Origin of the sequence: Pseudomonas sp. HS-18 (assembly GCF_020401845.1) — a bacterium.
Taxonomy (GTDB): Bacteria; Pseudomonadota; Gammaproteobacteria; order Pseudomonadales; family Pseudomonadaceae; genus Pseudomonas; species Pseudomonas nitroreducens.
Genome location: NZ_CP084413.1, coordinates 5,031,980 through 5,056,720, shown reverse-complemented (window position 1 = coordinate 5,056,720; position 24,741 = coordinate 5,031,980). Strand labels below are relative to the sequence as shown.

Annotated in this window: 21 protein-coding genes; 12 read left to right on the top strand and 9 right to left on the bottom strand. The window is 65.2% G+C overall.

Annotation, left to right across the window (positions count from 1 at the left end):
• Positions 1-107: 107 nt before the first annotated feature.
• The gene (locus tag LDJ84_RS23620) at positions 108-863 is read right to left on the bottom strand and encodes a M15 family metallopeptidase (RefSeq protein WP_084359521.1); all 756 of its coding nucleotides are present in this window, start codon (positions 861-863) and stop codon (positions 108-110) included.
• Positions 864-869: 6 nt separating this feature from the next.
• On the bottom strand, positions 870-2,249 hold the full coding sequence (xseA, locus tag LDJ84_RS23615) for an exodeoxyribonuclease VII large subunit (RefSeq protein ID WP_196913131.1): 1,380 nt from the start codon (positions 2,247-2,249) through the stop codon (positions 870-872).
• Positions 2,250-2,397: 148 nt separating this feature from the next.
• On the opposite strand from xseA, the gene guaB reads away from it, so the two are divergent.
• From guaB to tadA, 4 genes are all read left to right on the top strand, one after another.
• Entirely contained in the window at positions 2,398-3,867 is a 1,470-nt protein-coding gene (gene guaB, locus LDJ84_RS23610) for an IMP dehydrogenase (protein ID WP_024762983.1), read from the top strand.
• Positions 3,868-3,948: 81 nt separating this feature from the next.
• The gene (gene guaA / locus LDJ84_RS23605; RefSeq protein ID WP_024762984.1) at positions 3,949-5,526 is read left to right on the top strand and encodes a glutamine-hydrolyzing GMP synthase; all 1,578 of its coding nucleotides are present in this window, start codon (positions 3,949-3,951) and stop codon (positions 5,524-5,526) included.
• A 395-nt stretch (positions 5,527-5,921) separates the two neighbouring features.
• Positions 5,922-7,325, top strand: a complete 1,404-nt coding sequence (locus LDJ84_RS23600) for a multicopper oxidase family protein (protein WP_226045500.1) — start codon at positions 5,922-5,924, stop codon at positions 7,323-7,325.
• A complete protein-coding gene (tadA, locus tag LDJ84_RS23595; protein ID WP_065084989.1) occupies positions 7,313-7,831 on the top strand; it encodes a tRNA adenosine(34) deaminase TadA in 519 nt (172 codons plus the stop codon). The genes LDJ84_RS23600 and tadA overlap by 13 nt, the downstream gene beginning before the upstream one ends.
• A 42-nt stretch (positions 7,832-7,873) precedes the next feature.
• Here tadA and mltF read toward each other — a convergent pair whose 3' ends face one another.
• On the bottom strand, positions 7,874-9,349 hold the full coding sequence (mltF, locus tag LDJ84_RS23590; RefSeq protein WP_024762987.1) for a membrane-bound lytic murein transglycosylase MltF: 1,476 nt from the start codon (positions 9,347-9,349) through the stop codon (positions 7,874-7,876).
• 290 nt (positions 9,350-9,639) lie between these two features.
• On the opposite strand from mltF, the gene purL reads away from it, so the two are divergent.
• Positions 9,640-13,536 carry a phosphoribosylformylglycinamidine synthase gene (gene purL, locus LDJ84_RS23585; RefSeq protein WP_226045499.1) on the top strand — a complete coding sequence of 1,299 codons (3,897 nt, stop codon included), beginning with the start codon at positions 9,640-9,642 and terminating at the stop codon, positions 13,534-13,536.
• A gap of 81 nt (positions 13,537-13,617) precedes the next feature.
• A complete protein-coding gene (locus tag LDJ84_RS23580) occupies positions 13,618-13,848 on the top strand; it encodes a CDGSH iron-sulfur domain-containing protein (RefSeq protein WP_205346025.1) in 231 nt (76 codons plus the stop codon).
• Positions 13,849-13,900: 52 nt separating this feature from the next.
• Here the strand turns inward: LDJ84_RS23580 and LDJ84_RS23575 are convergent, their stop codons facing one another.
• A complete protein-coding gene (locus LDJ84_RS23575) occupies positions 13,901-15,616 on the bottom strand; it encodes a B12-binding domain-containing radical SAM protein (protein WP_226045498.1) in 1,716 nt (571 codons plus the stop codon).
• Between the two features lie 394 nt (positions 15,617-16,010).
• On the opposite strand from LDJ84_RS23575, the gene LDJ84_RS23570 reads away from it, so the two are divergent.
• Positions 16,011-16,328, top strand: coding sequence for a YqfO family protein (locus LDJ84_RS23570; RefSeq protein WP_024762990.1), 318 nt, complete (start codon positions 16,011-16,013; stop codon positions 16,326-16,328).
• Positions 16,329-16,375: 47 nt separating this feature from the next.
• Here LDJ84_RS23570 and LDJ84_RS23565 read toward each other — a convergent pair whose 3' ends face one another.
• Both LDJ84_RS23565 and LDJ84_RS23560 read right to left on the bottom strand, forming a co-directional pair.
• Positions 16,376-16,876 (bottom strand): L,D-transpeptidase family protein, encoded by a 501-nt coding sequence (locus LDJ84_RS23565; protein ID WP_024762991.1) that lies wholly within the window; start codon positions 16,874-16,876, stop codon positions 16,376-16,378.
• A gap of 50 nt (positions 16,877-16,926) precedes the next feature.
• Positions 16,927-17,481 carry an NUDIX hydrolase gene (locus LDJ84_RS23560; protein WP_024762992.1) on the bottom strand — a complete coding sequence of 185 codons (555 nt, stop codon included), beginning with the start codon at positions 17,479-17,481 and terminating at the stop codon, positions 16,927-16,929.
• Positions 17,482-17,616: 135 nt separating this feature from the next.
• Here LDJ84_RS23560 and LDJ84_RS23555 point away from each other — a divergent pair, with 135 nt between their 5' ends.
• From LDJ84_RS23555 to LDJ84_RS23535, 5 genes are read left to right on the top strand one after another with little or no spacing between them, the layout of a single operon-like run.
• Entirely contained in the window at positions 17,617-18,213 is a 597-nt protein-coding gene (locus LDJ84_RS23555) for a CoA pyrophosphatase (protein ID WP_037006654.1), read from the top strand.
• 40 nt (positions 18,214-18,253) lie between these two features.
• Entirely contained in the window at positions 18,254-18,781 is a 528-nt protein-coding gene (locus LDJ84_RS23550; protein WP_024762994.1) for a gamma carbonic anhydrase family protein, read from the top strand.
• On the top strand, positions 18,774-18,962 hold the full coding sequence (locus LDJ84_RS23545) for a DUF1289 domain-containing protein (RefSeq protein ID WP_024762995.1): 189 nt from the start codon (positions 18,774-18,776) through the stop codon (positions 18,960-18,962). Before LDJ84_RS23550 ends, LDJ84_RS23545 begins: the two co-directional genes overlap by 8 nt.
• Before the next feature lie 37 nt (positions 18,963-18,999).
• A complete protein-coding gene (purT, locus tag LDJ84_RS23540; RefSeq protein WP_024762996.1) occupies positions 19,000-20,181 on the top strand; it encodes a formate-dependent phosphoribosylglycinamide formyltransferase in 1,182 nt (393 codons plus the stop codon).
• Positions 20,178-20,918: an SGNH/GDSL hydrolase family protein gene (locus LDJ84_RS23535; RefSeq protein WP_024762997.1), complete on the top strand. Its 741-nt coding sequence runs from the start codon at positions 20,178-20,180 to the stop codon at positions 20,916-20,918. The genes purT and LDJ84_RS23535 overlap by 4 nt, the downstream gene beginning before the upstream one ends.
• 31 nt (positions 20,919-20,949) lie before the next feature.
• Here LDJ84_RS23535 and LDJ84_RS23530 read toward each other — a convergent pair whose 3' ends face one another.
• The 3 genes from LDJ84_RS23530 to LDJ84_RS23520 all read right to left on the bottom strand — a co-directional run bounded on the left by LDJ84_RS23530 (position 20,950) and on the right by LDJ84_RS23520 (position 24,684).
• The gene (locus LDJ84_RS23530; RefSeq protein ID WP_024762998.1) at positions 20,950-22,263 is read right to left on the bottom strand and encodes an MFS transporter; all 1,314 of its coding nucleotides are present in this window, start codon (positions 22,261-22,263) and stop codon (positions 20,950-20,952) included.
• A gap of 285 nt (positions 22,264-22,548) precedes the next feature.
• Positions 22,549-23,841 carry an HlyC/CorC family transporter gene (locus LDJ84_RS23525; protein WP_084357578.1) on the bottom strand — a complete coding sequence of 431 codons (1,293 nt, stop codon included), beginning with the start codon at positions 23,839-23,841 and terminating at the stop codon, positions 22,549-22,551.
• A gap of 42 nt (positions 23,842-23,883) precedes the next feature.
• The gene (locus LDJ84_RS23520) at positions 23,884-24,684 is read right to left on the bottom strand and encodes an inner membrane protein YpjD (RefSeq protein ID WP_024766880.1); all 801 of its coding nucleotides are present in this window, start codon (positions 24,682-24,684) and stop codon (positions 23,884-23,886) included.
• Between the last annotated feature and the right edge of the window lie 57 nt (positions 24,685-24,741).

Genomic DNA, 24,741 nt, shown 5'->3' with positions numbered 1-24,741 from the left:
GCGGGCAGTCTACACGGCGCTCTTCGGCGAGCGGGACGATTTCGTCGAAAGCGGAACGTCGTGGCAGGGCGCTCCTGCAGGTCCGGGCTCCCCGGCAGAGGAGAAAGCTAACGGAGCAGGCCCTCGAGCTGCTGGCGCCACAGCTGTTCCAGCGGCAGCACCTGCGCCGGGCCATAGATGGCGTGGGGCTTGCCCAGGTGCGCGGCCCACAGCTGGTCGCCGTAGTCGTAGTGCCACCATTCGCTGGACAGGTTGCTGAACCCTGCATCGCTCATGGCGTTGAACAGGATCCGACGGTTGTCGCGGATGCGCCCCTGCTGCTCGTCCGGCGCGGCGATCTCTTCGTAATGGCGGGTATAGGAGCGCGGCGTGGCTTCGTCGAACAGGCTGCCCATGTCCAGCCAGCGGCCTTCGCTGTCGCACAGGGTCAGGTCGATGGCGCCGCCGGTCAGGTGCGGGCTCGGCGATTCGGCGCGGGTGCTGGGCGGCGCGACGAATTCGCGGGTGCGCCGGGTCAGCTCGGCTGGGTCGGCGTCTGGCTGGTGCTGGCGGAGGATGTCGTAGAGCGTGTCGTACAGGTGTTGCTGCACGGCGAACGGCCGCCAGGCATCGAGGATGACCAGGCGCAGGCCGTCGGGCAGCAGGCTGGCGGCGTGCAACAGGCGCTCGAATACTCCCGTTCGGGCATAGCACTCCGGTTGCGCGTTGGGCACGCCGAGGCGGTGATAGGCCGGCCATACCGCGAAACCCGTGGCGATGCCCATGGCCTGCAGCGGCTGGTGGCACTCGACGATAGGCACGCGGAAGGCCTCGGCCCAGTCCGGATCGGGTTGCGGCAGGATCGGTGCGAGCAGGTCGGTCATCGGTTCTCAGTCCAGCAGCGACAGGGTGACGGGCGCCTGGTGGTTGTCTTCCACGCGTACTTCCAGCTCGCCGTCGCCCAGCTTGGCCTTGAGGCGCTGGCCGTTCTTCGTCTGCGCGGCGCTGCGGATCGCCTGGCCCTTGTCGTCCAGCAGGATGCTGTAACCGCGCCCCAGTGTCGCCAGCGGGCTGACGATGTGCAGCGTCTGCATCAGGCTGTCGAGGCGCTGGCGCTGTTCGCGCAGGATCGCGTTGGTAGCGCGGGGCAGGCGGGCGCTGAGATTGTCCAGGCGCTGGCGCAGCAGGGCCAGGTTGCGCCCAGGGTGTTGCGCGGCGAGGCGAGTATCCAGGCGTGCCACACGCTCCTGGCGGATCTGCAGCTGGCGCTCGAAGGCCCGGCGCAGGCGCATGTCCAGGTCATCCAGGCGCTGGGATTGCTGGCGCAGGCGCTCGCCGGGGTGGCGCAGGCGCCGCGCGGTGCCTTCCAGGCGCAGCCGTTCGCGGGTCAGACGGTCCTGGATGCGCAGGATCAGCCGGCGGCGCAGGCTGTCCAGGCGCTGTTGCAGGTCGCCGCTGTGGGGCGCCAGCAGCTCGGCGGCGGCCGAGGGCGTCGGTGCGCGCACGTCGGCGACGAAATCGCTGATGGATACGTCGGTTTCGTGGCCCACGGCGCTGACGATGGGCGTCACGCAGGCGGCGATGGCGCGGGCCACCGGTTCCTCGTTGAAGCACCAGAGGTCTTCCAGCGAGCCGCCGCCACGGGCCAGGATCAGCGCGTCGAAGCCCTGCGCGTCGGCCAGCTTGAGCGCGCGGACGATCTGCCCGATGGCTTCGCGGCCCTGTACGGCGGTGGGGACCAGGGTCAGCTCGACCTGCGGCGCGCGGCGGCGGAACACGCTGATGATGTCGCGGATTACCGCGCCGGTGGGCGAGCTGACGATACCGATGCGCCGGGGATGAGCCGGAAGTTCGCGCTTGCGCTCGGCGGCGAACAAGCCTTCGGCGGCGAGTTTCTCTTTCAGCGCCTCGAAGGCCAGTCGCAGCGCGCCATCGCCGGCGGGTTCGACGGTGTCGGCGATCAATTGGTAGTCGCCGCGCCCTTCGAACAGCGAAATCTTGCCGCGCACCCGCACGGCCAGGCCGTCGCGCAGGGCCTGGCGCACCCGCAGGGCGTTCTGCCGGAACAGCGCGCAACGCACCTGGGCGTTGCTGTCCTTGAGGGTGAAGTACAGGTGACCGGACGCGGGCCGCGCGAGGTTGGAGATCTCGCCCTCGACCCACACCTGCGGGAACACGTCCTCCAGCAGGTGGCGGGCGCGCTGGTTTAGCTGGCTGACGGTCAGAACCTCGCGGTCGAGGCCCAGCCGTTGGAAGGGATCGTTCTGCATGGCGAAGGATGATAAGCGGGCCTGTGGACAGGGGCCAGCACGCAAGGTGGAGAAAGGCCTTATTCAGATCGTCAGGTCACGTTGAGCCGCAGCCCCCAGCTGGGATATAATGCCGCGCTTCCATTTTTCCCGATCGGGAGCCCCCGCCATGCTGCGCATCAGCCAAGAAGCCCTCACTTTCGACGACGTCCTCCTGATCCCAGGTTATTCGGAAGTCCTGCCCAAGGACGTGAGTCTGAAGACTCGCCTGACCCGTGGCATCGAACTGAACATCCCGCTGGTGTCCGCCGCGATGGATACCGTGACCGAAGCCCGCCTGGCCATCGCCATGGCACAGGAAGGCGGCATCGGCATCATCCACAAGAACATGAGCATCGAGCAGCAGGCCGCCGAGGTCCGCAAGGTCAAGAAGCACGAGACCGCGATTGTTCGCGACCCGGTCACCGTGACCCCGTCGACCAAGATCATCGAGCTGCTGCAGATCGCCCGCGAGTACGGTTTCTCCGGCTTCCCGGTGGTGGAAGAGGGTGAGCTGGTCGGTATCGTCACCGGCCGCGACCTGCGCGTGAAGCCGAACATCGGCGACAGCGTGGCCGCGATCATGACCCCGAAGGACAAACTGGTCACTGCCCGCGAGAACACCCCGCTGGAAGAGATCAAGGCGGCGCTCTACGAGAACCGCATCGAGAAGATGCTGATCGTCGACGAGAACTTCTACCTCACTGGCCTGGTGACCTTCCGCGACATCGAGAAGGCCAAGACCTACCCGCTGGCGTCCAAGGATGACCTGGGCCGCCTGCGCGTCGGCGCTGCCGTCGGCACTGGCGCCGATACCGGCGAGCGTGTTTCCGCCCTGGTCGCCGCCGGCGTTGACGTGGTTGTCGTCGACACCGCCCACGGCCACTCCAAAGGCGTGATCGATCGCGTCCGCTGGGTCAAGGAAACCTTCCCGCAAGTCCAGGTCATCGGCGGCAACATCGCCACCGGCGAAGCGGCCAAGGCACTGGCTGACGCTGGCGCCGACGCCGTCAAGGTCGGCATCGGCCCGGGCTCCATCTGCACCACCCGTATCGTCGCTGGCGTCGGCGTGCCGCAGATCTCCGCCATCGCCAACGTCGCCGCTGCCCTGGAAGGCACCGGCGTTCCGCTGATCGCCGACGGTGGCATCCGCTTCTCCGGCGACCTGGCCAAAGCCATGGTGGCTGGCGCCTACTGCGTGATGATGGGTTCGATGTTCGCCGGTACCGAAGAAGCGCCGGGCGAGATCGAGCTGTTCCAGGGTCGCTCCTACAAGTCCTACCGTGGCATGGGCTCCCTGGGCGCCATGGCCGGTTCCACCGGTTCCTCCGACCGCTACTTCCAGGACGCCTCCGCCGGCGCCGAGAAGCTGGTACCCGAAGGCATCGAAGGCCGCGTGCCCTATAAAGGCCAGCTGACCGCCATCGTCCACCAGCTGATGGGCGGCCTGCGTGCCGCCATGGGCTACACCGGCAGCGCCGATATCCAGGACATGCGCACCAAGCCGCAGTTCGTGCGCATCACCGGCGCCGGCATGGCCGAGTCCCACGTCCACGATGTGCAGATCACCAAGGAAGCCCCGAACTACCGCGTAGGTTGAGGGTTTCAGGTTAATGAGTCGGACACGGGGCTGGTTGATACAGCCCCGTGTCGTTTAAGAATTTCGCTACGAGAGATGGCCATGGCCCAAGACATTCACGCTCACCGGATCCTGATCCTCGACTTCGGCTCCCAGTACACCCAGCTGATCGCCCGCCGCGTTCGCGAGATCGGCGTGTACTGCGAGATCCACCCGTTCGACATGAGCGACGACGAGGTTCGTGCCTTCGCCCCGCGCGGCGTCATCCTGGCCGGCGGCCCGGAGTCGGTGCACGAGGCCAACAGCCCGCGCGCGCCGCAGGCGGTGTTCGACCTCAAGGTGCCGCTGTTCGGTATCTGCTACGGCATGCAGACCATGGCCGAGCAGATGGGCGGCAAGGTGCTGGGTTCGGACCTGCGCGAGTTCGGCTACGCCCGCGTCGACGTCGTCGGCAAGGCCCGCCTGCTCGACGGCATCGAAGATCACGTGGATGAGGACGGCGTCTTCGGCCTCGACGTGTGGATGAGCCACGGCGACAAGGTTACCGAGATTCCGGCCGGCTTCCACATCCTCGCCAGCACCCCGAGCTGCCCGATCGCCGCCATGGCGGACGATGCCCGTGGCTACTACGGCGTGCAGTTCCACCCGGAAGTGACCCACACCAAGCAGGGCGGTCGCATCCTCTCGCGCTTCGTGCTGGACATCTGCGGCTGCGAAGCCCTGTGGACTCCGTCCAACATCGTCAACGACGCCATCGCCACCGTGCGTGCCCAGGTCGGCAACTCCAAAGTGCTGCTGGGCCTGTCCGGCGGCGTGGACTCCTCGGTGGTCGCAGCCCTGCTGCACAAGGCCATCGGCGACCAGCTGACCTGCGTCTTCGTCGACAACGGCCTGCTGCGCCTGCACGAGGGTGACCAGGTGATGGCCATGTTTGCCGAGAACATGGGCGTCAAGGTGATCCGCGCCAACGCCGAAGAGAAGTTCCTCAGCCGTCTGGCCGGCGTCAGTGACCCGGAGCAGAAGCGCAAGATCATTGGCGGCAGCTTCATCGAAGTCTTCGATGAGGAAGCCACCAAGCTGAAGGACGTGAAGTTCCTCGCCCAGGGCACCATCTACCCCGACGTGATCGAGTCGGCCGGCGCCAAGACCGGCAAGGCCCACGTGATCAAGTCGCACCACAACGTCGGCGGCCTGCCCGAGGACATGCAGTTCGAACTGGTCGAGCCGCTGCGCGAGCTGTTCAAGGACGAAGTCCGCAAGATCGGCCTGGAGCTGGGCCTGCCCTACGACATGGTCTACCGCCACCCGTTCCCGGGCCCGGGCCTGGGCGTGCGCATCCTCGGCGAGGTGAAGAAGGAGTACGCCGACCTGCTGCGTCGCGCGGACCACATCTTCATCGAAGAGCTGCGCAACTTCGACTGGTACCACAAGACCAGCCAGGCCTTCGTGGTATTCCAGCCGGTGAAATCCGTCGGCGTGGTCGGCGATGGCCGCCGTTACGCCTGGGTCGTTGCGCTGCGCGCCGTGGAAACCATCGACTTCATGACCGCTCGCTGGGCGCACCTGCCGTACGAGCTGCTGGAGAAGGTCTCGAATCGCATCATCAACGAGATCGACGGCATCTCCCGCGTCACCTACGACGTGTCGAGCAAGCCGCCGGCGACCATCGAGTGGGAATGATCGGAGACGTCTAAAACCTGCTTCGATCTGCTGCGCGTCGGCCGTAGGGCGTTGGAAAGCGCCCTCAGGTGCCCATTTACAGCTGTAAACTCCGCTCTTCGGGCGCTTTCCGCCTACTACGGCTCTAGCTCGCGAGATCGAATTCAGGTTTTAACGTTTCCTTAACGAGGAAAGCGGCAATCTCGCCGCTTTCTTCAACAGGCGAGGACGGGGATACCTGTCCTTGACCTGGCGCATGAGAGGCGTTTGCGCCTTCATGCACAGTTGCCTTCTGCTTCCTATGTGGGAAGCAGAGCAATGCAGCCGGCCGCAAGAGCCTGGCGCCGGGCGCGAACGCGCCAACCTCCGTGAAAGCCGATGGGGTCGCAAGTCCCTTGTTCGAGGAGTCTGGACCCATGTCGTTTACCCGTAGACAAGTACTCGGTGGCCTCGCTGGCCTGGCCGTCGTCGGCCTGGGCGCCGGTGGCGCGCGCATCTGGCTGGCGCGCCCGCAGGTAGCCGCCGAGCATGATTACGAACTGATCGCCGCGCCGCTGGACCTGGAGCTGGTGCCCGGCCACAAGACCCCTGGCCTGGGTTATGGCGGCCAGGCACCCGGTGTGGAAATCCGTGCGCGCCAGGGCGACTGGCTGCGCGTGCGCTTCACCAACAAGCTGGACGAGCCGACCACCATCCACTGGCACGGCATCCGCCTGCCCATCGAGATGGACGGCGTGCCCTACATCTCGCAGCCGCCGGTGCAGCCGGGCGAGAGCTTCATCTACCAGTTCAAGACGCCGGACGCCGGCAGCTACTGGTACCACCCGCACCTGATGAGCAGCGAGCAACTGGGCCGCGGCCTGGTCGGGCCGCTGATCATCGACGAGCGCGAGCCCACCGAGTTCACCAGCGAAAAGATCCTCAACCTGAAGACCTGGCACGTGGACGAGGAGGGCAACTTCACGGCCTTCAGCGTGCCGCGCGAGGCCGCGCGCGAAGGGACTCGCGGACGCCTGTCGACCATCAACGGCGAACGTACCCCGGTGATCGAATTGCCGGCCGGCGAGATCGTCCGCGTGCGTATCCTCAACGTCGACAACACCGTGACCTACCGCCTCAACCTGCCGGACGCCGAGGCGAAGATCTACGCCATCGACGGCCACCCGGTGGAGCCGCGCGATTTCGGCAAGGGGCCGAATGACCAGTACTGGATCGGCCCGGGCATGCGCCTGGAGCTGGGCATCCGCGGCCCGGCGGAAGGCGCCGAGCTGTCGCTGCGCAATGGCCCGGTGCGTCTGGCGACCATCCGTGGCGTCGCCAACCCGAAAGCGCCCACCGCCAAGTGGCCGGCGCCGCTGCCGCGCAACCCGGTGGCCGAGCCGGACCTGAAGAACGCCGAGACCATCAACTTCAAGTTCGAGTGGGTCGGCGCCATGTCCGACTACTCCAAGGGGCAGTCGGCGCCGTCGCTGTGGCAGATCAATGGCGTGGCCTGGCAGGGCGGTGAGGAGCACAAGCACAACGCGCCGCCGCTGGCCAAGCTCAAGGAAGGCAACAGCTATATCTTCGTGCTGCGCAACATGACCCAGTACCAGCATCCGATCCACCTGCACGGCATGGCCTTCAAGGTGCTGGATTCGGATCGCCGCGACATCATCCCGTACTTCACCGACACCTACCTGCTGGGCAAGAATGAGACGGCACGCGTGGCGCTGGTGGCGGATAACCCCGGCCTGTGGATGTTCCACTGCCACGTGATCGATCACATGGAGACCGGGCTGATGGGAACCATCGCGGTGGGCGAGGCATGGTGCGGCTGACCAACAGCAAGGGGCATCCGACGGTGAAGGGGCTGGCGCCGGTCATCGACCGCAGCCAGGACATCCCCTTCATGCGTGAAGCCATGGCCCTGGCCGAGCAGGGCGCGGCGCTGGGCGAAGTGCCCGTGGGCGCTGTGCTGGTGCTGGACGGCCAGGTCATCGGCCGAGGCTTCAACCGCCCGATCAGCTCCCACGACCCCAGCGCCCATGCGGAAATGGTCGCCATCCGCGAGGCCGCCGCCGCCGCGCAGAACTACCGACTGCCCGGCAGCACGCTCTATGTCACCCTCGAACCCTGCAGCATGTGCGCCGGCCTGCTGGTGCACTCGCGCATCCAGCGCGTGGTGTTCGGCGCCACCGAGCCCAAGTCGGGCGTGGTGGTCAGCCGGGGTAACTTCTTCGAACAGGGCTTCCTCAACCACCGGGTGCTGGTGGAAGGTGGAGTGCTGGGAGAGGAATGCAGCGCGATGCTCTCTGCCTTCTTCAAGGCGCGTCGCAAGGGCTGAGCACTTCTGGAGTTGTAGGAGTGCGAGTCGGCGTGGATCAGCTCAGAGCTTCTGATCCCGCCCGTCGTCATCGTCGGGCTTGGTCTTGTTCACGCCCGGCAGGTGCAGGCCGCTCTCGGCGAGCTGGCCGCCTTCCATCTGCGGCTGGGTCACCCAGGTGAGGATGTCGTAGTAGCGGCGCACGTTCTGCACGAAGTGCACCGTCTCGCCGCCGCGCGCGTAGCCGTAACGGGTCTTGCGGTAGTACTGCTTCTGCGACAGGCGCGGCAGCATCTTCTTCACATCCAGCCACTTGTTCGGGTTGAGGCCCTGCTGCTCGGCCATCTTGCGCGCGTCGTCGAGGTGCGCGCCGCCGATGTTGTAGGCCGCCAGGGCGAACCACATGCGGTCCGGGTCCTTGATGCTGTCGGGCAGCTCGTCCTTGATCTGCACGTAGTACTTGCTGCCGCCCTGGATGCTCTGCTTCGGGTCCAGGCGATTGGCCACGCCCATGGCCTGGGCGGTGCGGTTGGTCAGCATCATCAGGCCGCGCACGCCGGTCTTGGAGGTAGCGTCGGGCTGCCACATCGACTCCTGGTAGCCGATGGCCGCCAGCAGGCGCCAGTCTGCCTCGAGCTTGGTACCGCTCTGGCGGAAGTGCTGTTCGTACTTGGGCAGGCGTTGCTGCAGATGCTGGGCGAAGGTGTAGGCGCCGACATAACCGAGCACGTCCACATGGCCGTAATAGCGGTCCTTCAGGCGCTGCAGCAGACCATCCTGCTTGGCCTTGTCGAGGAAGGCGTTGACCTTCTCCAGCAGGCTGTTGTCATCCCCGGCCGGCAGCGCCCAGGCCAACCCCTTGGCGTCGCCAAGGTCGAAGGCGACACGAACGTTGGGGAAATACACCTGGTTCATTGCCAGTTCGTTGGAGTCGACCAGGGTCAGGTCGATCTCGCCGACGTCCACCATGCGCAGCAGGTCGACCATTTCGTCGGCATCGGATTCGCGATACTCCAGCTTGGGGTACTGCTTCTTCAGTTCGGCCAGTTGCGCGGCGTGGCTGCTGCCTTTCAGGACGACGATGCGCTTGCCCACCAGATCGTCCGGGCGGGTAGGGCGCTGGGCACCGTTGCGGTAGACAACCTGCGGGGTGACGTCGAGGTAGGAGTGCGAGTAGCGCACCTGGCTATCGCGTTCGCCGCCCGGCGTCAGTCCGGCGGCAGCCAGGTTCGGCCCGCCGTCGCGGCCGATGCGATCATAGAGGTCGTCGATGTTGTCGGCGGTTTCGATCTGCAGCTGTACGCCCAGGCTGTCGGCAAAGCGCTTGGCCAGCTCGTACTCGAAGCCGGTGTCGCCGTTGCGGTCCTGGAAGTAGGTGGCCGGACTGTTGCGGGTGATCACGCGCAGCACGCCGTCCTTCTGCACGCGCTCGAGGGCCGTCGGGGCTTTCGCCTCGCTACAGCCGCAAAGCAGCAGAAAGATACAGGTCGCCAAGATCCAGGCGGTGCAGCGCACACGGGACACAGTCAGGGCAAGCATCAGGGCAGTATACGCAAAGGCAGTTGTGCGCCATATCTCGACAGCCGACGGCTTCTCTGCTAGCTGGCGCGCCGTTCGTCGGCCTGTCGGCCACGGAGGCCCGGACGCAAGCGCTCGCGCGGCCGTCGCTCGAAGGCATTCGAAGATGAATGGCGATTTTCGCGGGAGCAACGGCAAGGAAGGCGCTTGAGAGCTGCCGCCACGCAGCGCTTTACGGTAGAATGCACGGCCTCTGTGGGCCGGCCCGTCCGGCCCCACACACTTCCCCGTCTCCAGAGGCTGTTCCGACAATGCTGATCCTGCGCGGTGCTCCCGCCCTTTCCGCTTTCCGCCACGGCAAACTGCTCGACCTGCTGACCCAGCATGTGCCCGCCGTCACCGGGCTGTATGCCGAGTTTGCGCACTTCGCCGAGGTCACCGGAGCCCTCAACGCCGAGGAAGAACAAGTCCTGGCGCGCCTGCTGAAATACGGCCCGAGCGTCCCCGTGCAGGAGCCCGCCGGCCGTCTGTTCCTGGTGGTGCCGCGCTTCGGCACCATCTCGCCCTGGTCGAGCAAGGCCTCGGACATCGCCCGCAACTGCGGCCTGGCCAAGATCGAGCGCATCGAGCGCGGCATCGCCTACTACGTCAGCGGTGAGCTGAGCGAGGCCGACGTACAAGCCGTTGCCGCCCGCCTGCACGACCGCATGACCCAACTGGTTCTGAGCCAGCTCGAAGAGGCTTCCGCCCTGTTCAGCCACGCCCAGCCCAAGCCGCTGACCGTGGTGGACATCCTTGCCGGCGGTCGCGCCGCGCTGGAGAAGGCCAACCTTGAACTGGGCCTGGCCCTGGCCGACGATGAGATCGACTACCTGGTGAAAAGCTTCGTCGAGATGGGTCGCAACCCGCACGACGTCGAGCTGATGATGTTCGCCCAGGCCAACTCCGAGCACTGCCGCCACAAGATCTTCAACGCCAGTTGGGACATCGACGGCCAGTCGCAGGACAAGAGCCTGTTCGGCATGATCAAGAACACCTATGAAATGCACCGCGAAGGCGTGCTGTCCGCGTACAAGGACAACGCTGCGGTCATGAAAGGCTACGTCGCCGGCCGCTTCTACCCGAACGCGGAAACCCGCGAGTACGCGGCGAGCGAAGAGCCCGTGCATATCCTGATGAAGGTGGAGACCCACAACCACCCGACCGCCATCGCTCCCTTCCCCGGCGCCTCCACCGGCTCCGGCGGCGAGATCCGCGACGAAGGCGCAACCGGCCGCGGTGCCAAGCCGAAGGCCGGCCTGGTCGGCTTCACCGTCTCCAACCTGAACATCCCCGGCTTCGAGCAGCCCTGGGAAGTGCCCTACGGCAAGCCCGAGCGCATCGTCACTCCGCTGGACATCATGATCGAAGGCCCGTTGGGCGGCGCCGCGTTCAACAACGAATTCGGCCGCCCAAACCTGGCCGGTTATTTCCGTACCTTCGAGCAGGCCATCGCCACTCCGCGTGGTGAGGAAGTCCGTGGTTACCACAAGCCGATCATGATCGCCGGCGGCCTGGGCAACATCCGCGAAGACCACGTGCAGAAGGGCGAGATCTCGGTCGGCGCCAAGCTGATCGTACTCGGCGGCCCGGCCATGCTGATCGGCCTGGGCGGCGGCGCCGCGTCCTCCATGGCCACCGGCGCGTCCGCCGCTGACCTGGACTTCGCCTCGGTGCAGCGCGAGAACCCGGAAATGGAGCGCCGTTGCCAGGAGGTCATCGACCGCTGCTGGCAGATGGGCGAGAACAACCCGATCAAGTTCATCCACGACGTGGGCGCGGGCGGCATCTCCAACGCCCTGCCGGAACTGATCAACGACGGCGGCCGTGGCGGCCGCTTCGAACTGCGCGCCGTGCCCAACGACGAGCCGGGCATGAGCCCGCTGGAAATCTGGTGCAACGAGTCGCAGGAACGCTACGTGATGTCGGTCGACGCCGCCGACTTCGAGACCTTCAAGGCCATCTGCGAGCGCGAGCGCTGCCCGTTCGCCGTGGTCGGTGAAGCCACCGAAGAGAAGCAGCTGACCGTCGCCGACAGCCACTTCGGCAACAATCCGGTGGACATGCCGCTGGAAGTACTGCTGGGCAAGCCGCCGCGCATGCACCGTTCGGTCACCCGCGAAGCCGAACTGGGCGATGACTTCGCCACTGTCGGCCTGGACCTGACCGAGTCCACTCAGCGTGTGCTGCGTCACCCGGCCGTGGCCAGCAAGAACTTCCTGATCACCATCGGCGACCGCACCATCACCGGCCTCGTGGCGCGCGACCAGTTGGTCGGCCCGTGGCAGGTGCCGGTGGCCGACTGCGCCGTCACCGCCACCAGCTTCGACGTCTACACCGGTGAAGCCATGGCGATGGGCGAGCGCACTCCGCTGGCCCTGATCGACGCCCCGGCCTCCGGCCGCATGGCGATCGGTGAGACCATCACCAACCTGGCCGCCGCGAGCATCGACAAGATCTCCGAGATCAAGCTCTCCGCCAACTGGATGGCCGCTGCCGGCCACCCGGGCGAAGACGCGCGCCTGTACGACACCGTCAAGGCTGTCGGTATGGAACTGTGTCCGGCGCTGGGCATCACCATCCCGGTGGGCAAGGACTCCATGTCCATGAAGACCCGCTGGCAGGATGGCGACGCCGAGAAGAGCGTGACCTCGCCGATGTCGCTGATCATCTCCGGCTTTGCCCCGGTCAACGACGTACGCAAGACCCTGACCCCGCAACTGCGCCTGGACAAGGGCGAGACCGACCTGATCGCCATCGATCTGGGCCGTGGCAAGAACCGCATGGGCGGCTCCATCCTCGCCCAGGTCAACGGCCAGATCGGCCGCGCTGCGCCGGACGTCGACGATGCCGAAGACCTGAAGGCCTTCTTCGCTGTGATCCAGGGCCTGAACGCCGACGGCCACCTGCTGGCCTACCACGACCGTTCCGACGGTGGCCTGATGGCCACCGTGGTGGAAATGGCCTTCGCCGGTCATTGCGGTCTGGACCTGAACCTCGACGCGCTGGCCGACAGCCGTGACGAGCTGACCGCCGCCCTGTTCAACGAAGAGCTGGGCGCCGTCATCCAGGTTCGCTCCGCCGCCACCCCGGAAGTGCTGGCCCAGTTCAGCGCTGCCGGCCTGGAAGACTGCGTCGCCGTCATCGGCCAGCCGGTCAACGGCGCCGAGATCAACCTGGACTTCAATGGCGAGCGCGTCTTCAACGACCAGCGCCGCAACCTGCAGCGTATCTGGAGCGAAACCAGCTACCGTATCCAGCGCATGCGCGACAACGCCGACTGCGCCGACCAGGAATTCGACGGCCTGCTGGACGAGGACAACCCCGGCCTGTCGGTGAAGCTGAGCTTCGACGTCAACGACAACATCGCCGCGCCCTACATCAAGAAAGGTGTGCGTCCGCAGATCGCCATCCTGCGCGAGCAGGGCGTCAACGGTCAGGTGGAAATGGCCGCTGCCTTCGACCGCGCCGGTTTCACCGCAGTCGACGTGCACATGAGCGATATCCTCTCCGGCCGCATCAGCCTGGAGCAGTTCAAGGGCCTGGTGGCCTGCGGCGGCTTCTCCTACGGCGACGTGCTGGGCGCCGGCGAAGGCTGGGCCAAGTCGATCCTGTTCAACGCCCGTGCCCGCGATGGCTTCCAGGCCTTCTTCGAGCGCAAGGACAGCTTCGCACTGGGCGTGTGCAACGGTTGCCAGATGATGTCCAACCTGCACGAGCTGATCCCCGGCACCGAGTTCTGGCCGCACTTCGTGCGCAACCGCTCCGAGCAGTTCGAGGCGCGCGTGGCGATGGTTCAGGTGCAGGAGTCGCAGTCGATCTTCCTGCAGGGCATGGCCGGTTCGCGCCTGCCGATCGCCATCGCCCACGGTGAAGGCCATGCGGAGTTCGAAAGCGAGGAAGCCCTGCTCGAAGCCGACCTGTCCGGTACCGTGGCCATGCGCTTCGTCGACAACCTGGGCAAGGTCACCGAGACCTACCCGGCCAACCCGAACGGCTCGCCCCGTGGTATCACCGGCCTGACCAGCCGCGACGGCCGAGTCACCATCATGATGCCGCACCCGGAGCGCGTGTTCCGCGCCGTGCAGAACTCCTGGCGTCCGGACGAGTGGGAAGAGGACGGCGGCTGGATGCGCATGTTCCGCAATGCCCGCGTTTGGGTCGGCTGAGTTCGGCCTTCATGCGTGACGAAAAAGGGGAAAGCTTCGGCTTTCCCCTTTTTCTTTGCCTGGCCATCGCTGGAGGCTGCCTTGGCTGACGACCCCGTGCTTCCCGAAGTTCGCCCGGTGACGTCGGGGCAGGTGCTGCGCCTGTGTCGCTGCGGACATTGCGCGAGTCTGCCGGATGCTGCCGAGCAATGCCCGGATGTGCTGGAACTCACGGTGAAGCGCGAGCGTTACCTGCTGCTCTGCCGCTGCGGCCGGTCTGCCGAACTACCCTACTGCGATGGCCAGCATTCAAGGCGCCGGGAGCTTCGCTAGCGGCGCAGAACGGCTGAAGGAAGAACGGTGGCGAGTGGCCTGTGTCAACGGATCAACTCATCAGGTCCGCAGTGGTGGTCTGGCTGTTCCTGGCTTCAATCACTTTGCTCAGGTCGGGGAAGTGACGGGGCATCTTGTGCACCGCGTCGGCGCCGAGCTTGTCGTAGACCAGCATGGCGTGATCCCGGTAGTTGGCCAGGAATACCGCATAAGGGTTGAAGCGCCGCAAGAACGGCTGGGCCGCGCGGAAGACCGTTTGTACTTCGTCCCTATTCATGCCGCTGACCGTTTCATGGTGCCAGCGTCCGCCCAGGGGCGTGGGACGGGCCATCCAAGCGCGGGTAACGCCGAAGCGTTCCTGTTCCTTATGGATGGGGGAGCCAGGCTCCAGCGAGAAGGTGCCGCGGTGAATCGAGTAGATGTAGTCGCGGTTGCGGTCCAGGAAGCGCAGTGTGTTGTGGAATTCTTCCTCGGTTTCGGTTGGGAAACCGCAGATCATGTAAACATGGTTGGCAATCCCCGCGGCGTGGGCATTGCGCAATACCTGTTCGACATCGTCGATTTTCGTGCCCTTGTCCATCAGGTCGAGAATGCGTTGTGTGCCGCTTTCCAGGCCCCAGAGCAGGTACTTGCAACCGGAACGCGCCATCTTGGCGAGAATCTCGGGGGTGAAGGTGCGGTTGGGCTTGCTCAGGGCGTAGTAGGAAATATCCAGGCCAGACTCGATGATGGCATCCGCCAACTTGGCAAAATGGCCGGGAGCGATCATTTCATCGACGAACGAGAAGTGCCGGATGCCCTTTTCGACAAAGCCTCGGAGCATGTCGATGACCATTTCCAGGCCATGCAGGCGATAAGTCAGCCCGGCGGACATGTAATGCACGCAGAAAGTACAGCGGCGCCAGTAGCAGCCGCGTGACAGCAGCAAAGGGATGACGGGAGTGGGGGAGTAATAGCGGTCAAGCGTCAGGTCGCCGAAGTCCGGCTTGCCGTAGGCGTCGATATCCCGACGGTATTCGGAGGGGTTGCGTTTGACTTCACCAGCCTCGAAAAACACGGCGCCCGGGACATTCGCTGGTGAGCCACCTTGCAGCAGCAGTTGCTTGAGAGGCTCTTCGCCATCGCCATCGATGATGACGTCTGCCGAATGGGGATACCAGCGGAGGAAGTCTTCCGCGCCTGCCGTAAAGCAGCTGCCGCCAAAGAAGACCTTGCGCCCGGTGACTTGCCGCACCAGGCGTCCGAACGCCGCACCGATGGGCAGTTGCTGGCTGAAGATCATGGAGAAGCCATAGCAGTCAGCCTGCTCCTTGATAATGAGGTCGAAGGCTTCTGAGAGCAGCGGGGTGAGGTGGGCGCCCTGGTGCAGGTCATCGGCCTCGCGCCCGAGTATTTCGCTCATCATGTGCGTGAGGGTGAGCAGCAATTCACCGTATTGATCGTAAGCGACCGGGTCGCCGTAGAAGTCCTTCATCGATTTGCCACGGAAGAAGTCTGGCGTTTCCAGCAGTGCAGCGAGGCTGCTGGGGCTTGTCCCGGGTATCTGCAGGAACCCGCTGCGCAACATCTCGAACAATCGTTCGTAGCACCACAGGTTCAGGTCCAGCACCTTCACGTCCCAATTGGGCAGTTCCCGCTCGATGTAGCCCTTGAGCATCGGAGCACCCAGGGGCGGCGAGGTGGGGGTGGTCATCGGTGGGTAGATCAGTAGAAGCTTCTGGCGGCGTGTGGAGCCGTCGGGGTTGGAGCGGGCGATGAGGTCGTTCATGGTGCAGTACCGTACGAGTGGGAAGGACCGTGCAGTTATCGCCTTATCCCACGGCGGGTGCTGTGACCAGAGCGCCCAAAAAATCTCTTAGGGATTTACCCTACGCAGTAAGAAGAAATTTCGTTCGAAAAATCTCATTCAATGCTCAACAAGCTAGGTTGGTTATGCGGAATAGTCTGACGGCTTCCGCTCACCGCTTCGGCAAAGTGGAGCTCGAAGTCGGTCACAGATTTCATACAAAGGACTTCCCCGACGAACCAGCAGGGAGCCGGACGGTCGAACTTGGACGACGACTTGTCGGTCGCAAGAGGCAAAGTGCCACTATTTGTGGCAGCATTTGTCACCCGTGGCCCGTCTTGCCACGGTCGTGTCCCCGTTTCGATCGGAGTCTCCGATGTACAAACTGTGTTTCTACGTTCCGGAAAGCCATCTGGAATCGGTCAAGAAAGCGGTGTTCGCCGCCGGTGCAGGACGCATCGGTGCCTATGACAGCTGTAGCTGGCAGGCACTCGGACAGGGACAGTTCCGCCCCTTGCAGGGCAGCAATCCCTTCATCGGCCAGGCCGGCAGCATCGAGCAGGTCGCCGAATGGAAGGTGGAGATGGTGGTCGCCGACGAGTTGATCCATGACTCGGTCAAGGCCCTCAAGCAGGCTCATCCTTATGAGACGCCGGCCTTCGAGGTCTGGCGGCTGTCGGACATGGTGTTCTGAACCATACGAAAAAGGCGCCCGCGGGCGCCTTTTTCATGCTGCTGCCCTTACGGGCGAATCTCGATCAGCGTGCCGTCCTTGACCAGGCTCCAGACCTCGCGCATGTCGGCATTGGTCATGGCGATGCAGCCGTTGGTCCAGTCCAGGGTCGAGAAGTACCACTCGGGGTATTCATCATCCATCGGAGTGCCGTGGATCATGATCATGCCGCCCGGCTGCAGGCTCTTTTCCCGCGCCTTGGCCACGTCGCGGGCGTTGGGGTAGGAGATGTGCATGGAGAGGTTGTACTTGTCGCTGGTCTTGCGCCAGTCGACCCAGTAGAAGCCCTCCGGCGTGCGGTTGTCGCCCTCGGCCAGTTTCGGGCCCTGCGGGCGCTTGCCCAGGGACACGCGGTAGCTCTTGAGCACCTTGCCGTTGCTCATGAGGTGCAATTTGCGCTCGGACTTGAGCACGAGAATCTTGTCGATGTGACCGTCGAGCGTGGGCGTCGCGTTGGCATGCGAGAACGCTGCGAAGGTCAGACAAAGTACGGCAATCAACCAGCGCATCGAGTGGTGTTCCCCGGTAGTTCCTAAAGCCTTAGAGGCGGTAAATGAGCTTATAAGTTCTTTTTCTGTGCAAGCATTGGGAGAATCCCTTCATTGCGTATCGGGAAGTTCTGAATGACCCGATCCGCCAGGAAATATTCTAAGGTACGACCCACGGTGGGGAAAGCCAGCTCACCCCACGGAATGTCGGATTCTTCGAAGAGCCGTACTTCCAGGCTTTCGTCGCCGGCACAGAAGTCGAGGTCGGTGAGTTCGGCACGGAAGAAGATATAAACCTGGCTGATATGCGGCAGATCAAAGACCGTATAAAGCTGCAGGTCGTGGACGCGGGCATTGGCTTCTTCAAGCGTCTCGCGAGCGGCGGCCTGTTCCAGGGTTTCACCGTTTTCCATGAAGCCCGCCGGCAGCGTCCAGTATCCTCGGCGCGGATCGATGGCACGGCGGCAGAGAAGGATGCGCCCATGCCAGGCCGGCAGGCAGCCGGCAACGATGCGCGGGTTCTGGTAATGAACAGTCTGGCACTGGTCGCAGACGAAGCGCAGGCGGTTGTCGCCGCTGGGGATGCGCAGGCTTACGCAGGCGCCGCACTGACTGCAGAATTTCATGCCGTTTCCTTGTTTTTCGATGCGGCAATCTTGCGCGCTGCGTGGTGCACCCAGCAAGGGGCGGGGGTTGGGCAGGGACGTCTTTCGTGCCATGATCCTTCAATTAGAAGAATCGGCCCCCGCAGGATGTTCGGCATGCTGGACCAGCTGCGCCAACGCATACAGACGCACCAACCAAGCGACCTTGAAACGGACCACAGCTTCCCCGAGGCGGCGGTTCTGCTTCCCATCACACCCCAGGAAGAGCTCGTGCTCACCCTGCGCGCGACCGGGCTCTCGACCCACAGCGGCGAGGTGGCCTTCCCCGGCGGGCGCCGTGATCCTGAGGACGTCGACCTGATCCACACCGCGCTGCGCGAGGCGCAGGAGGAAATCGCCCTGCCGCCGGGGCTGGTGGAGGTGGTCGGTCCGTTGAGCACTCTGGTGTCGCGGCACGGCATCCTGGTCAAGCCATTCGTCGGCTTCGTCCCCGATTTCGTGGAGTACCGTCCCAATGACGGCGAGATCGACGCCGTGTTCAAGGTGCCACTGGAGTTCTTCCGTGGCGACCCGCGGGAAACCACTCACCGTATCGATTACTTCGGCCGCAGTTGGTACGTCCCGAGCTACCTGTTCGAGGGCTACAAGATCTGGGGCCTGTCCGCGATCATGCTGGTCGAGTTGCTGAACCTGCTGTACGACGCCCGTATCGACCTGCACCAGCCGCCATCGAAGTTCATCAAGCTGAGCTGAGACCCGATAATAACGAGCGGCCACCGTCTGAGGAGAAATCATGAAGTACCGCCTGGGCTCTTCCCGAGTCGAAACCCATCCGGAAAGCTGGATCGCCCCCAACGCCACGGTGGTCGGCAAGGTGCGCCTCGACGCCGGCGCCAGCGTCTGGTTCAACGCCGTGCTGCGCGGCGACAACGAGCTGATCCACATCGGCGAGCACAGTAACGTGCAGGACGGCACCGTCATGCATACCGACATGGGCTTCCCGCTGACCCTGGGCAAGGGCGTGACCATCGGCCACAACGCCATGCTGCACGGCTGCCAGGTAGGCGACTACAGCCTCGTCGGCATCAACGCGGTGATCCTCAATGGCGCGAAGATCGGCAAGTACTGCATCATCGGCGCCAACGCGCTGATCCCCGAGGGCAAGGAAATCCCCGACGGCTCCCTGGTCATGGGCTCCCCCGGCAAGGTGGTGCGCGAGCTGACCGAGCCGCAGAAGAAGATGCTCGAAGCCAGCGCTGCCCACTACGTACACAACGCCCAGCGCTACGCCCGCGACCTGGCCGAGCAGGAAAATGACTGAAGAACGTCCCGTCGCCTCGCCCTGCGTGCACGTCTGCGCGCTGGACGATGCCGACATCTGCCTGGGTTGCCAGCGCAGCGCTGCCGAAATCACCCGCTGGGGGCTCATGGACAACGCCGAACGGCGCGAAGTGCTTCAGCGTTGCGAACAGCGTGCCCGCGAACAAGGCGTGCTGGTCTAGCACGCCGTCGATTTTTCCCTTCTTGAGGTTTCCCGCAATGCCCCGTATTGGAACTCCCTTGTCGCCGAGCGCGACCCGCGTACTGCTCTGTGGCTCCGGCGAGCTGGGCAAGGAAGTGGCGATCGAACTGCAGCGCCTGGGCTGCGAAGTCATCGCCGTGGACCGCTACGCGAACGCGCCGGCCATGCAGGTCGCGCATCGCAGCCACGTGATCAGCATGCTCGACGGCGTCGCCCTGCGCGCGGTGATCGAGCAGGAGAAGCCGCACTACATCGTGCCGGAGATCGAGGCCATCGCCACCGCGACCCTGGTCGAGCTGGAGAACGAAGGCTACACGGTCATCCCGACCGCGCGCGCCGCGCAGCTGACCATGAACCGCGAAGGCATCCGTCGCCTGGCCGCTGAAGAGCTGGGCCTGCCCACTTCGCCCTATCACTTTGCCGATACCTACGAGGATTACGCTGCGGGCGTCGCCGCCGTGGGCTATCCGTGCGTGGTGAAACCGATCATGAGTTCCTCGGGCAAGGGCCAGAGCGTGCTCAAGTCCGACGCCGACCTGAAGACCGCATGGGATTACGCTCAGGAAGGCGGCCGCGCCGGCAAGGGCCGGGTGATCGTCGAGGGCTTCATCGACTTCGACTACGAAATCACCCTGCTGACCGTACGCCACATCGGCGGCACTACCTTCTGCGCGCCCATCGGCCACCGCCAGGTGAAGGGCGACTACCACGAGTCCTGGCAGCCGCAGGCGATGAGCCCGAAGGCGCTGGCCGAGTCCGAGCGCGTGGCCAAGGCGGTCACCGAAGCGCTGGGCGGCCGTGGTCTGTTCGGCGTGGAACTGTTCGTGAAGGGCGATGAAGTGTGGTTCAGCGAAGTCTCGCCACGCCCGCACGACACCGGCCTGGTGACGCTGATTTCCCAGGACCTCTCCGAATTCGCCCTGCATGCCCGCGCTATCCTCGGCCTGCCGATTCCGGTGATCCGCCAACTGGGCGATTCCGCCTCGGCGGTGATCCTGGTGGAAGGCAAGTCGCAGCAGGTTTCCTTCGGTAATCTCGGCGCCGCCCTGAGCGAACCAGACACCGCCCTGCGCCTGTTCGGCAAGCCCGAGGTGGATGGCCAGCGCCGTATGGGCGTTGCTCTGGCGCGCGACGAGTCGATCGACGCCGCCCGCGCCAAGGCCACCCGTTCGGCCCAGGCGGTCAACGTCCAGCTGTGAGCCGCTGGGCGGGGCTGATGTGGTGGGCGGCGGCATTGCCGCTGTTGCCGTTGGCCCTGCCCATGGCCGTGCGTACCAGGCGCACGGCCTTGCGCCTGGCTCCCGCCGCGGGCGTCTGCGAAGGCGTTGCAGGCGCGGAGTTTCCTGGCGAACCTTTTCGTCTTCTCCTGCTGGGTGAGTCCACGGTCGCCGGCGTTGGTGCGTCCTGCCTGGACTTTGCGCTGGCCGGGCGGCTGGCGTTGGCGCTATCGAGCCGCCTGGAGCGTCCTGTTGCCTGGCGTGCGGTAGGGGAGAACGGCATTACTGCCGCAGAGGCCTGCGAGCGCCTGCTGCCGGTGGCGACTGATCAGGATTACGAGCTGGTGGCGCTGGTCTTCGGCGTCAACGACACCACGCATTTCAGCTCCGGCCAGCATTGGCTGGGGGCTCTTGAGCAATTGATCGCGCATTTTCGTGGTCGCGGCGCACGGGTCGTCTGCACGGCGGTGCCGCCATTGCAGCATTTCACGGCGTTACCCTGGTTGTTGCGCCGGCTGCTCGGCTGGCGCGCAGCGCTGCTGGATCGTCAGCTCAGAAGCCTCGCCTTGGCGCAGGGGGCGGGGTATTGCGGCGTCAGCCTGGAGATGCAGCCACAGTTCCTTGCCATTGATGGCTATCACCCGTCGGCGCTGGGTTATCAGGTCTGGGGCGAACACCTGGCCCAATGGCTGGTTTTCCAGGATCGAACCCTCCTGTAGGAGCGAGCAAGCTCGCTCCTACAGGCAAGTCTCAGCGGATATCGTTCAGGTCGTCCCCGCGCGTCTCGCGCAGGCACAGCACCGCCAGCAGGCTGAGTGCCGCCGCAACCGACACATAGCCGCCCACCCAGCTCAGGCCACCCATGCCCACCAGCTTCTGCGCGATGTACGGCGCCACTGAGGCACCAAGGATGCCGCCCAGGTTGTAGGCCGCCGAAGCACCGGTGTAGCGCACGTGGGTGGGGAAGAGTTCTGGCAGCAGCGCGCCCATGGGAGCGAAGGTTACACCCATGAGGAACAGCTCCAGCGACAGGAAGATCGCTACCTCCACCGACGAGCCCTGGCTCAGCAGTGGTTCCATGGCGAAGCCCGAGGCGATGGCGGCGACGCAGCCGATGATCAGCACCGGTTTGCGCCCGAAGCGGTCGCTCAGCCAGGCCGATACCGGTGTTGCTGCCGCCATGAAGAGCACGGCGATACATAGCAGGCCGAGGAAGTCTTCGCGGCTGTAGCCCAGGGTGCTGACGCCATAGCTCAGCGAGAACACCGTGGAGATATAGAAGAGGGCGTAGCACACCACCATCGCCAGGGCGCCCAGCAGGGTCGGCCGCCAGTGCTTGGCGAACAGCTCGGCAATCGGCAGGCTGGAGCGTTCGTGGCGTTCCATGGCCTTGGCGAACACCGGGGTTTCCACCAGCTTCAGGCGGACGTACAGACCGACGATCACCAGCACGGCGCTGAGCACGAACGGAATACGCCAGCCCCAGGCGCGGAACTGCTCTTCGCTGAGCAGCATGGCCAGGCAGAGGAACAGGCCGTTGGCGGCGAGGAAGCCGATCGACGGGCCCATCTGCGGGAACATGCCGAACCAGGCCCGACGGCCCTTGGGCGCGTTCTCCGTGGCCAGCAGCGCCGCGCCGCCCCATTCGCCACCCAGCCCGAGACCCTGGCCGAAGCGCAGCACGCAGAGCAGGATCGGCGCCCAGGCGCCAATGCTGTCGTAGCCCGGCAGCAGGCCGATCAGGGTGGTGGAGATGCCCATCAGCAGCAGCGAGGCGACCAGGGTCGACTTGCGCCCGATACGGTCGCCGAAGTGGCCGAACAGTGCCGAGCCCAGCGGGCGGGCGAGGAAAGCGATGCCGAAGGTGATGAAGGCGCTGAGCGCCTGGGCAGTGCCGGAGGTCTGCGGGAAGAACACCGGGCCGATCACCAGCGCGGCGGCGGTGGCGTAGACGTAGAAGTCGTAGAACTCGATGGCGGTGCCGATGAAGCTGGCTACCGCGACGCGGGTGGTGGAGTTGGTCTGTTCGGCCGGTTGTGCGGCTTCGAGGGTGGCACTGGTCATACGGGAATATCCCTGGCAGTCAGGCGCGGCGACGACTCTGGCGGTCGTGTCCGACGTTTCTTGAGGCATCGCCATGGCGCGAGTGCGAGCGCGGCCCGGTGTCGGGGCGGGATGGGCGCGGCTCGCGGGGGGGCGGGGCGAGGCCGGCTGCTTCGCAAGGCAACGACGCAGGGTCGAGGGTCGGCGGGGCGTGCGATTGACTGGCCGGCGCTGCGTCGCGGATAGCGGCGGGCGTCGGCGGGAGGCTGGGTAAGCCGCCTGGATTATAGGGGCGGGCGGGGCGGCTCAGGCAAGCTCGTCGGCGTAGGGTTCTCTCGGCGGCGCGCCAGGCAGCCACGCGCGCACACTTTTCACCCGGTTTTCGCCGGACTGGAGGATTTCCAGGCGGTAGCGGCCGATCTTCAGGCATACGGCGCAGTCGGGAATCTGCTCCAGTGCTTCGGTGACCAGGCCGTTGAGGGTCTTGGGGCCGTCGCTGGGCAATTGCCAGCCCAGTGCGCGGTTGACGTCGCGCAGATTGGCGGAGCCGTCGATGACATAGGTGCCGTCGGCCTGGGGGTGGATGTCCGGGTTGCGCAGGGTGTTCTGGTTGCTGAACTCGCCGACGATCTCTTCGAGGATGTCTTCCAGGGTGATGATGCCGATCACCTCGCCGTATTCGTCGACGACGATGCCGATGCGCCGCTTCTGCTTCTGGAAGTTCACCAGCTGGGTCGACAGCGGCGTGCTCTCCGGCACGAAGTAGGGCTCCAGGCAGGCGGCCTTGAGGCTGTCCTTGGTCAACTGGTTATGGGTCAGCAGACGGGCGATCTGGCGCATGTGCACCACGCCTTCGACCTGGTTGATGTCGTTGCGGAACACTGGCAGCCGGGTATGGGTGGTGTTGCGCAGCTGGCCGATGATGGTTTCCAGCTCGTCGTCCAGGTCGATGCCCTGGACTTCGTTGCGCGGCACCATCAGGTCGTTCACCGTGATCTTTTCCAGGTCGAGGATGCTCAGCAGCATGTCCTGGCGATTGTGGGTGAGCTTCTCGCTGGAGTCGGTGACCACGCTGCGCAGCTCGTCATTGCTCAGCGGCTTGCCGCCGCGCTGGGTCGGGTCGAGGCCGCCCATGCGCAGCAGCAGGTTGCTGATGCCGGTCATCAGCCAGAGCAGCGGGCTGAACAGCTTCTGCATCCAGATCAGCGGCAGGCTGGCGGGGAAGGCCACGCGCTCGGGGCGCAGGGCGGCGTAGGTCTTGGGCGTGATCTCGCCGAAGATCAGCAGGATCAGCGTCAGCGCCACGGTGGCGATGGCCACGCCCGCTTCGCCCCAGAGGCGCAGGGCCAGCAGGGTCGCCAGGGACGAGGCGATGATGTTGACGAAGTTGTTGCCGATCAGGATGGTGCCCAGCAGCCGGTCGGTGCGCAGCAGCAGCCAGCTGGTACGGCGCGCCCCGCGGTTGCCCTGCTTGGACAGGTGGCGCAGGCGGTAGCGGTCGAGGCTGAGCATGCCGGTCTCGACGCTGGAGAAGAACGCCGAACAGAGGATCAGGAAGACCAGCAGGCCGATCAGGTAGCCGGGGTGGATCTCTTCCATGCGCGCGTGTCCTTCAGCGGCGCGCAGGCGCCGCCGTTAGCCTCAGATGTGCAGGATGAATTCCTTGACCAGCTTGCTGCCGAAGTAGGCCAGCATCAGCAGGCAGAAACCCGCGAGGGTCCAGCGGATCGCCTTGTGGCCGCGCCAGCCGAGCTGGTGGCGGCCCCACAGCAGCACGCCGAACACCACCCAGGCGAAGCAGGAGAGGATGGTCTTGTGCGCCAGGTGCTGGGCGAACAGGTTGTCGACGAACAGCCAGCCGGAGATCAGCGACAGCGAGAGCAGCGACCAGCCGCCCCAGAGGAAGCCGAACAGCAGGCTTTCCATGGTCTGCAGCGGCGGGAAGTTGCGGATCAGGCCCGACGGGTGCTTGTGCTTGAGCTGATGGTCCTGCACCAGCAGGAGCAGCGCCTGGACCACGGCGATGGTCAGCAGACCATAGGCCAGGATCGACAGCAGGATATGGGCGAGGATGCCCGGCTGCTCGTTGATCGGCTCGATGGTGCCGTGGGGCACCAGCACGGCCAGCAGGGTGGTCAGCGCGCCGAGCGGATAAAGGAAGAGCAGCAGGTTCTGCACCGGGATGCGCAGGCAGGCCAGCAGGGTCAGGGCGGTGACCGCGGCGGAGATCAGGCTGGCGGCGTTGAAGAAGTCCAGCGCCAGGCCCGCAGGCGTCAGCAGCTCCTGGCTCAGGCTGTAGGCCTGGCAGAGCAGGGCGACCAGGCCCAGCAGGAGGAGCAGCGGTTTTTGCGGCGGGGTGCGGCGGGCCAGGCTTGCGCCCTGGTAGACGGTGGTGCCGATATAAAGGACGGCGGCGATCAGGCTGGGCAGCAGAGGTTGCATAAGTCCTTGGAACAGTCCTTCGACGGGGGACCCGAAAGGTGGTGAGTGTGGCACAGA

Excerpts from the sequence above, each read along its gene's own strand:
- LDJ84_RS23620 (WP_084359521.1), bottom strand. The coding sequence starts at position 863 with ATGACCGACCTGCTCGCACCGATCCTGCCGCAACCCGATCCGGACTGG.
- xseA (WP_196913131.1), bottom strand. The coding sequence starts at position 2,249 with ATGCAGAACGATCCCTTCCAACGGCTGGGCCTCGACCGCGAGGTTCTG.
- guaB (WP_024762983.1), top strand. The coding sequence starts at position 2,398 with ATGCTGCGCATCAGCCAAGAAGCCCTCACTTTCGACGACGTCCTCCTG.
- guaA (WP_024762984.1), top strand. The coding sequence starts at position 3,949 with ATGGCCCAAGACATTCACGCTCACCGGATCCTGATCCTCGACTTCGGC.
- LDJ84_RS23600 (WP_226045500.1), top strand. The coding sequence starts at position 5,922 with ATGTCGTTTACCCGTAGACAAGTACTCGGTGGCCTCGCTGGCCTGGCC.
- tadA (WP_065084989.1), top strand. The coding sequence starts at position 7,313 with ATGGTGCGGCTGACCAACAGCAAGGGGCATCCGACGGTGAAGGGGCTG.
- mltF (WP_024762987.1), bottom strand. The coding sequence starts at position 9,349 with ATGCTTGCCCTGACTGTGTCCCGTGTGCGCTGCACCGCCTGGATCTTG.
- purL (WP_226045499.1), top strand. The coding sequence starts at position 9,640 with ATGCTGATCCTGCGCGGTGCTCCCGCCCTTTCCGCTTTCCGCCACGGC.
- LDJ84_RS23575 (WP_226045498.1), bottom strand. The coding sequence starts at position 15,616 with ATGAACGACCTCATCGCCCGCTCCAACCCCGACGGCTCCACACGCCGC.
- LDJ84_RS23570 (WP_024762990.1), top strand. The coding sequence starts at position 16,011 with ATGTACAAACTGTGTTTCTACGTTCCGGAAAGCCATCTGGAATCGGTC.
- LDJ84_RS23565 (WP_024762991.1), bottom strand. The coding sequence starts at position 16,876 with ATGCGCTGGTTGATTGCCGTACTTTGTCTGACCTTCGCAGCGTTCTCG.
- LDJ84_RS23560 (WP_024762992.1), bottom strand. The coding sequence starts at position 17,481 with ATGAAATTCTGCAGTCAGTGCGGCGCCTGCGTAAGCCTGCGCATCCCC.
- LDJ84_RS23555 (WP_037006654.1), top strand. The coding sequence starts at position 17,617 with ATGCTGGACCAGCTGCGCCAACGCATACAGACGCACCAACCAAGCGAC.
- LDJ84_RS23550 (WP_024762994.1), top strand. The coding sequence starts at position 18,254 with ATGAAGTACCGCCTGGGCTCTTCCCGAGTCGAAACCCATCCGGAAAGC.
- LDJ84_RS23545 (WP_024762995.1), top strand. The coding sequence starts at position 18,774 with ATGACTGAAGAACGTCCCGTCGCCTCGCCCTGCGTGCACGTCTGCGCG.
- purT (WP_024762996.1), top strand. The coding sequence starts at position 19,000 with ATGCCCCGTATTGGAACTCCCTTGTCGCCGAGCGCGACCCGCGTACTG.
- LDJ84_RS23530 (WP_024762998.1), bottom strand. The coding sequence starts at position 22,263 with ATGACCAGTGCCACCCTCGAAGCCGCACAACCGGCCGAACAGACCAAC.
- LDJ84_RS23525 (WP_084357578.1), bottom strand. The coding sequence starts at position 23,841 with ATGGAAGAGATCCACCCCGGCTACCTGATCGGCCTGCTGGTCTTCCTG.
- LDJ84_RS23520 (WP_024766880.1), bottom strand. The coding sequence starts at position 24,684 with ATGCAACCTCTGCTGCCCAGCCTGATCGCCGCCGTCCTTTATATCGGC.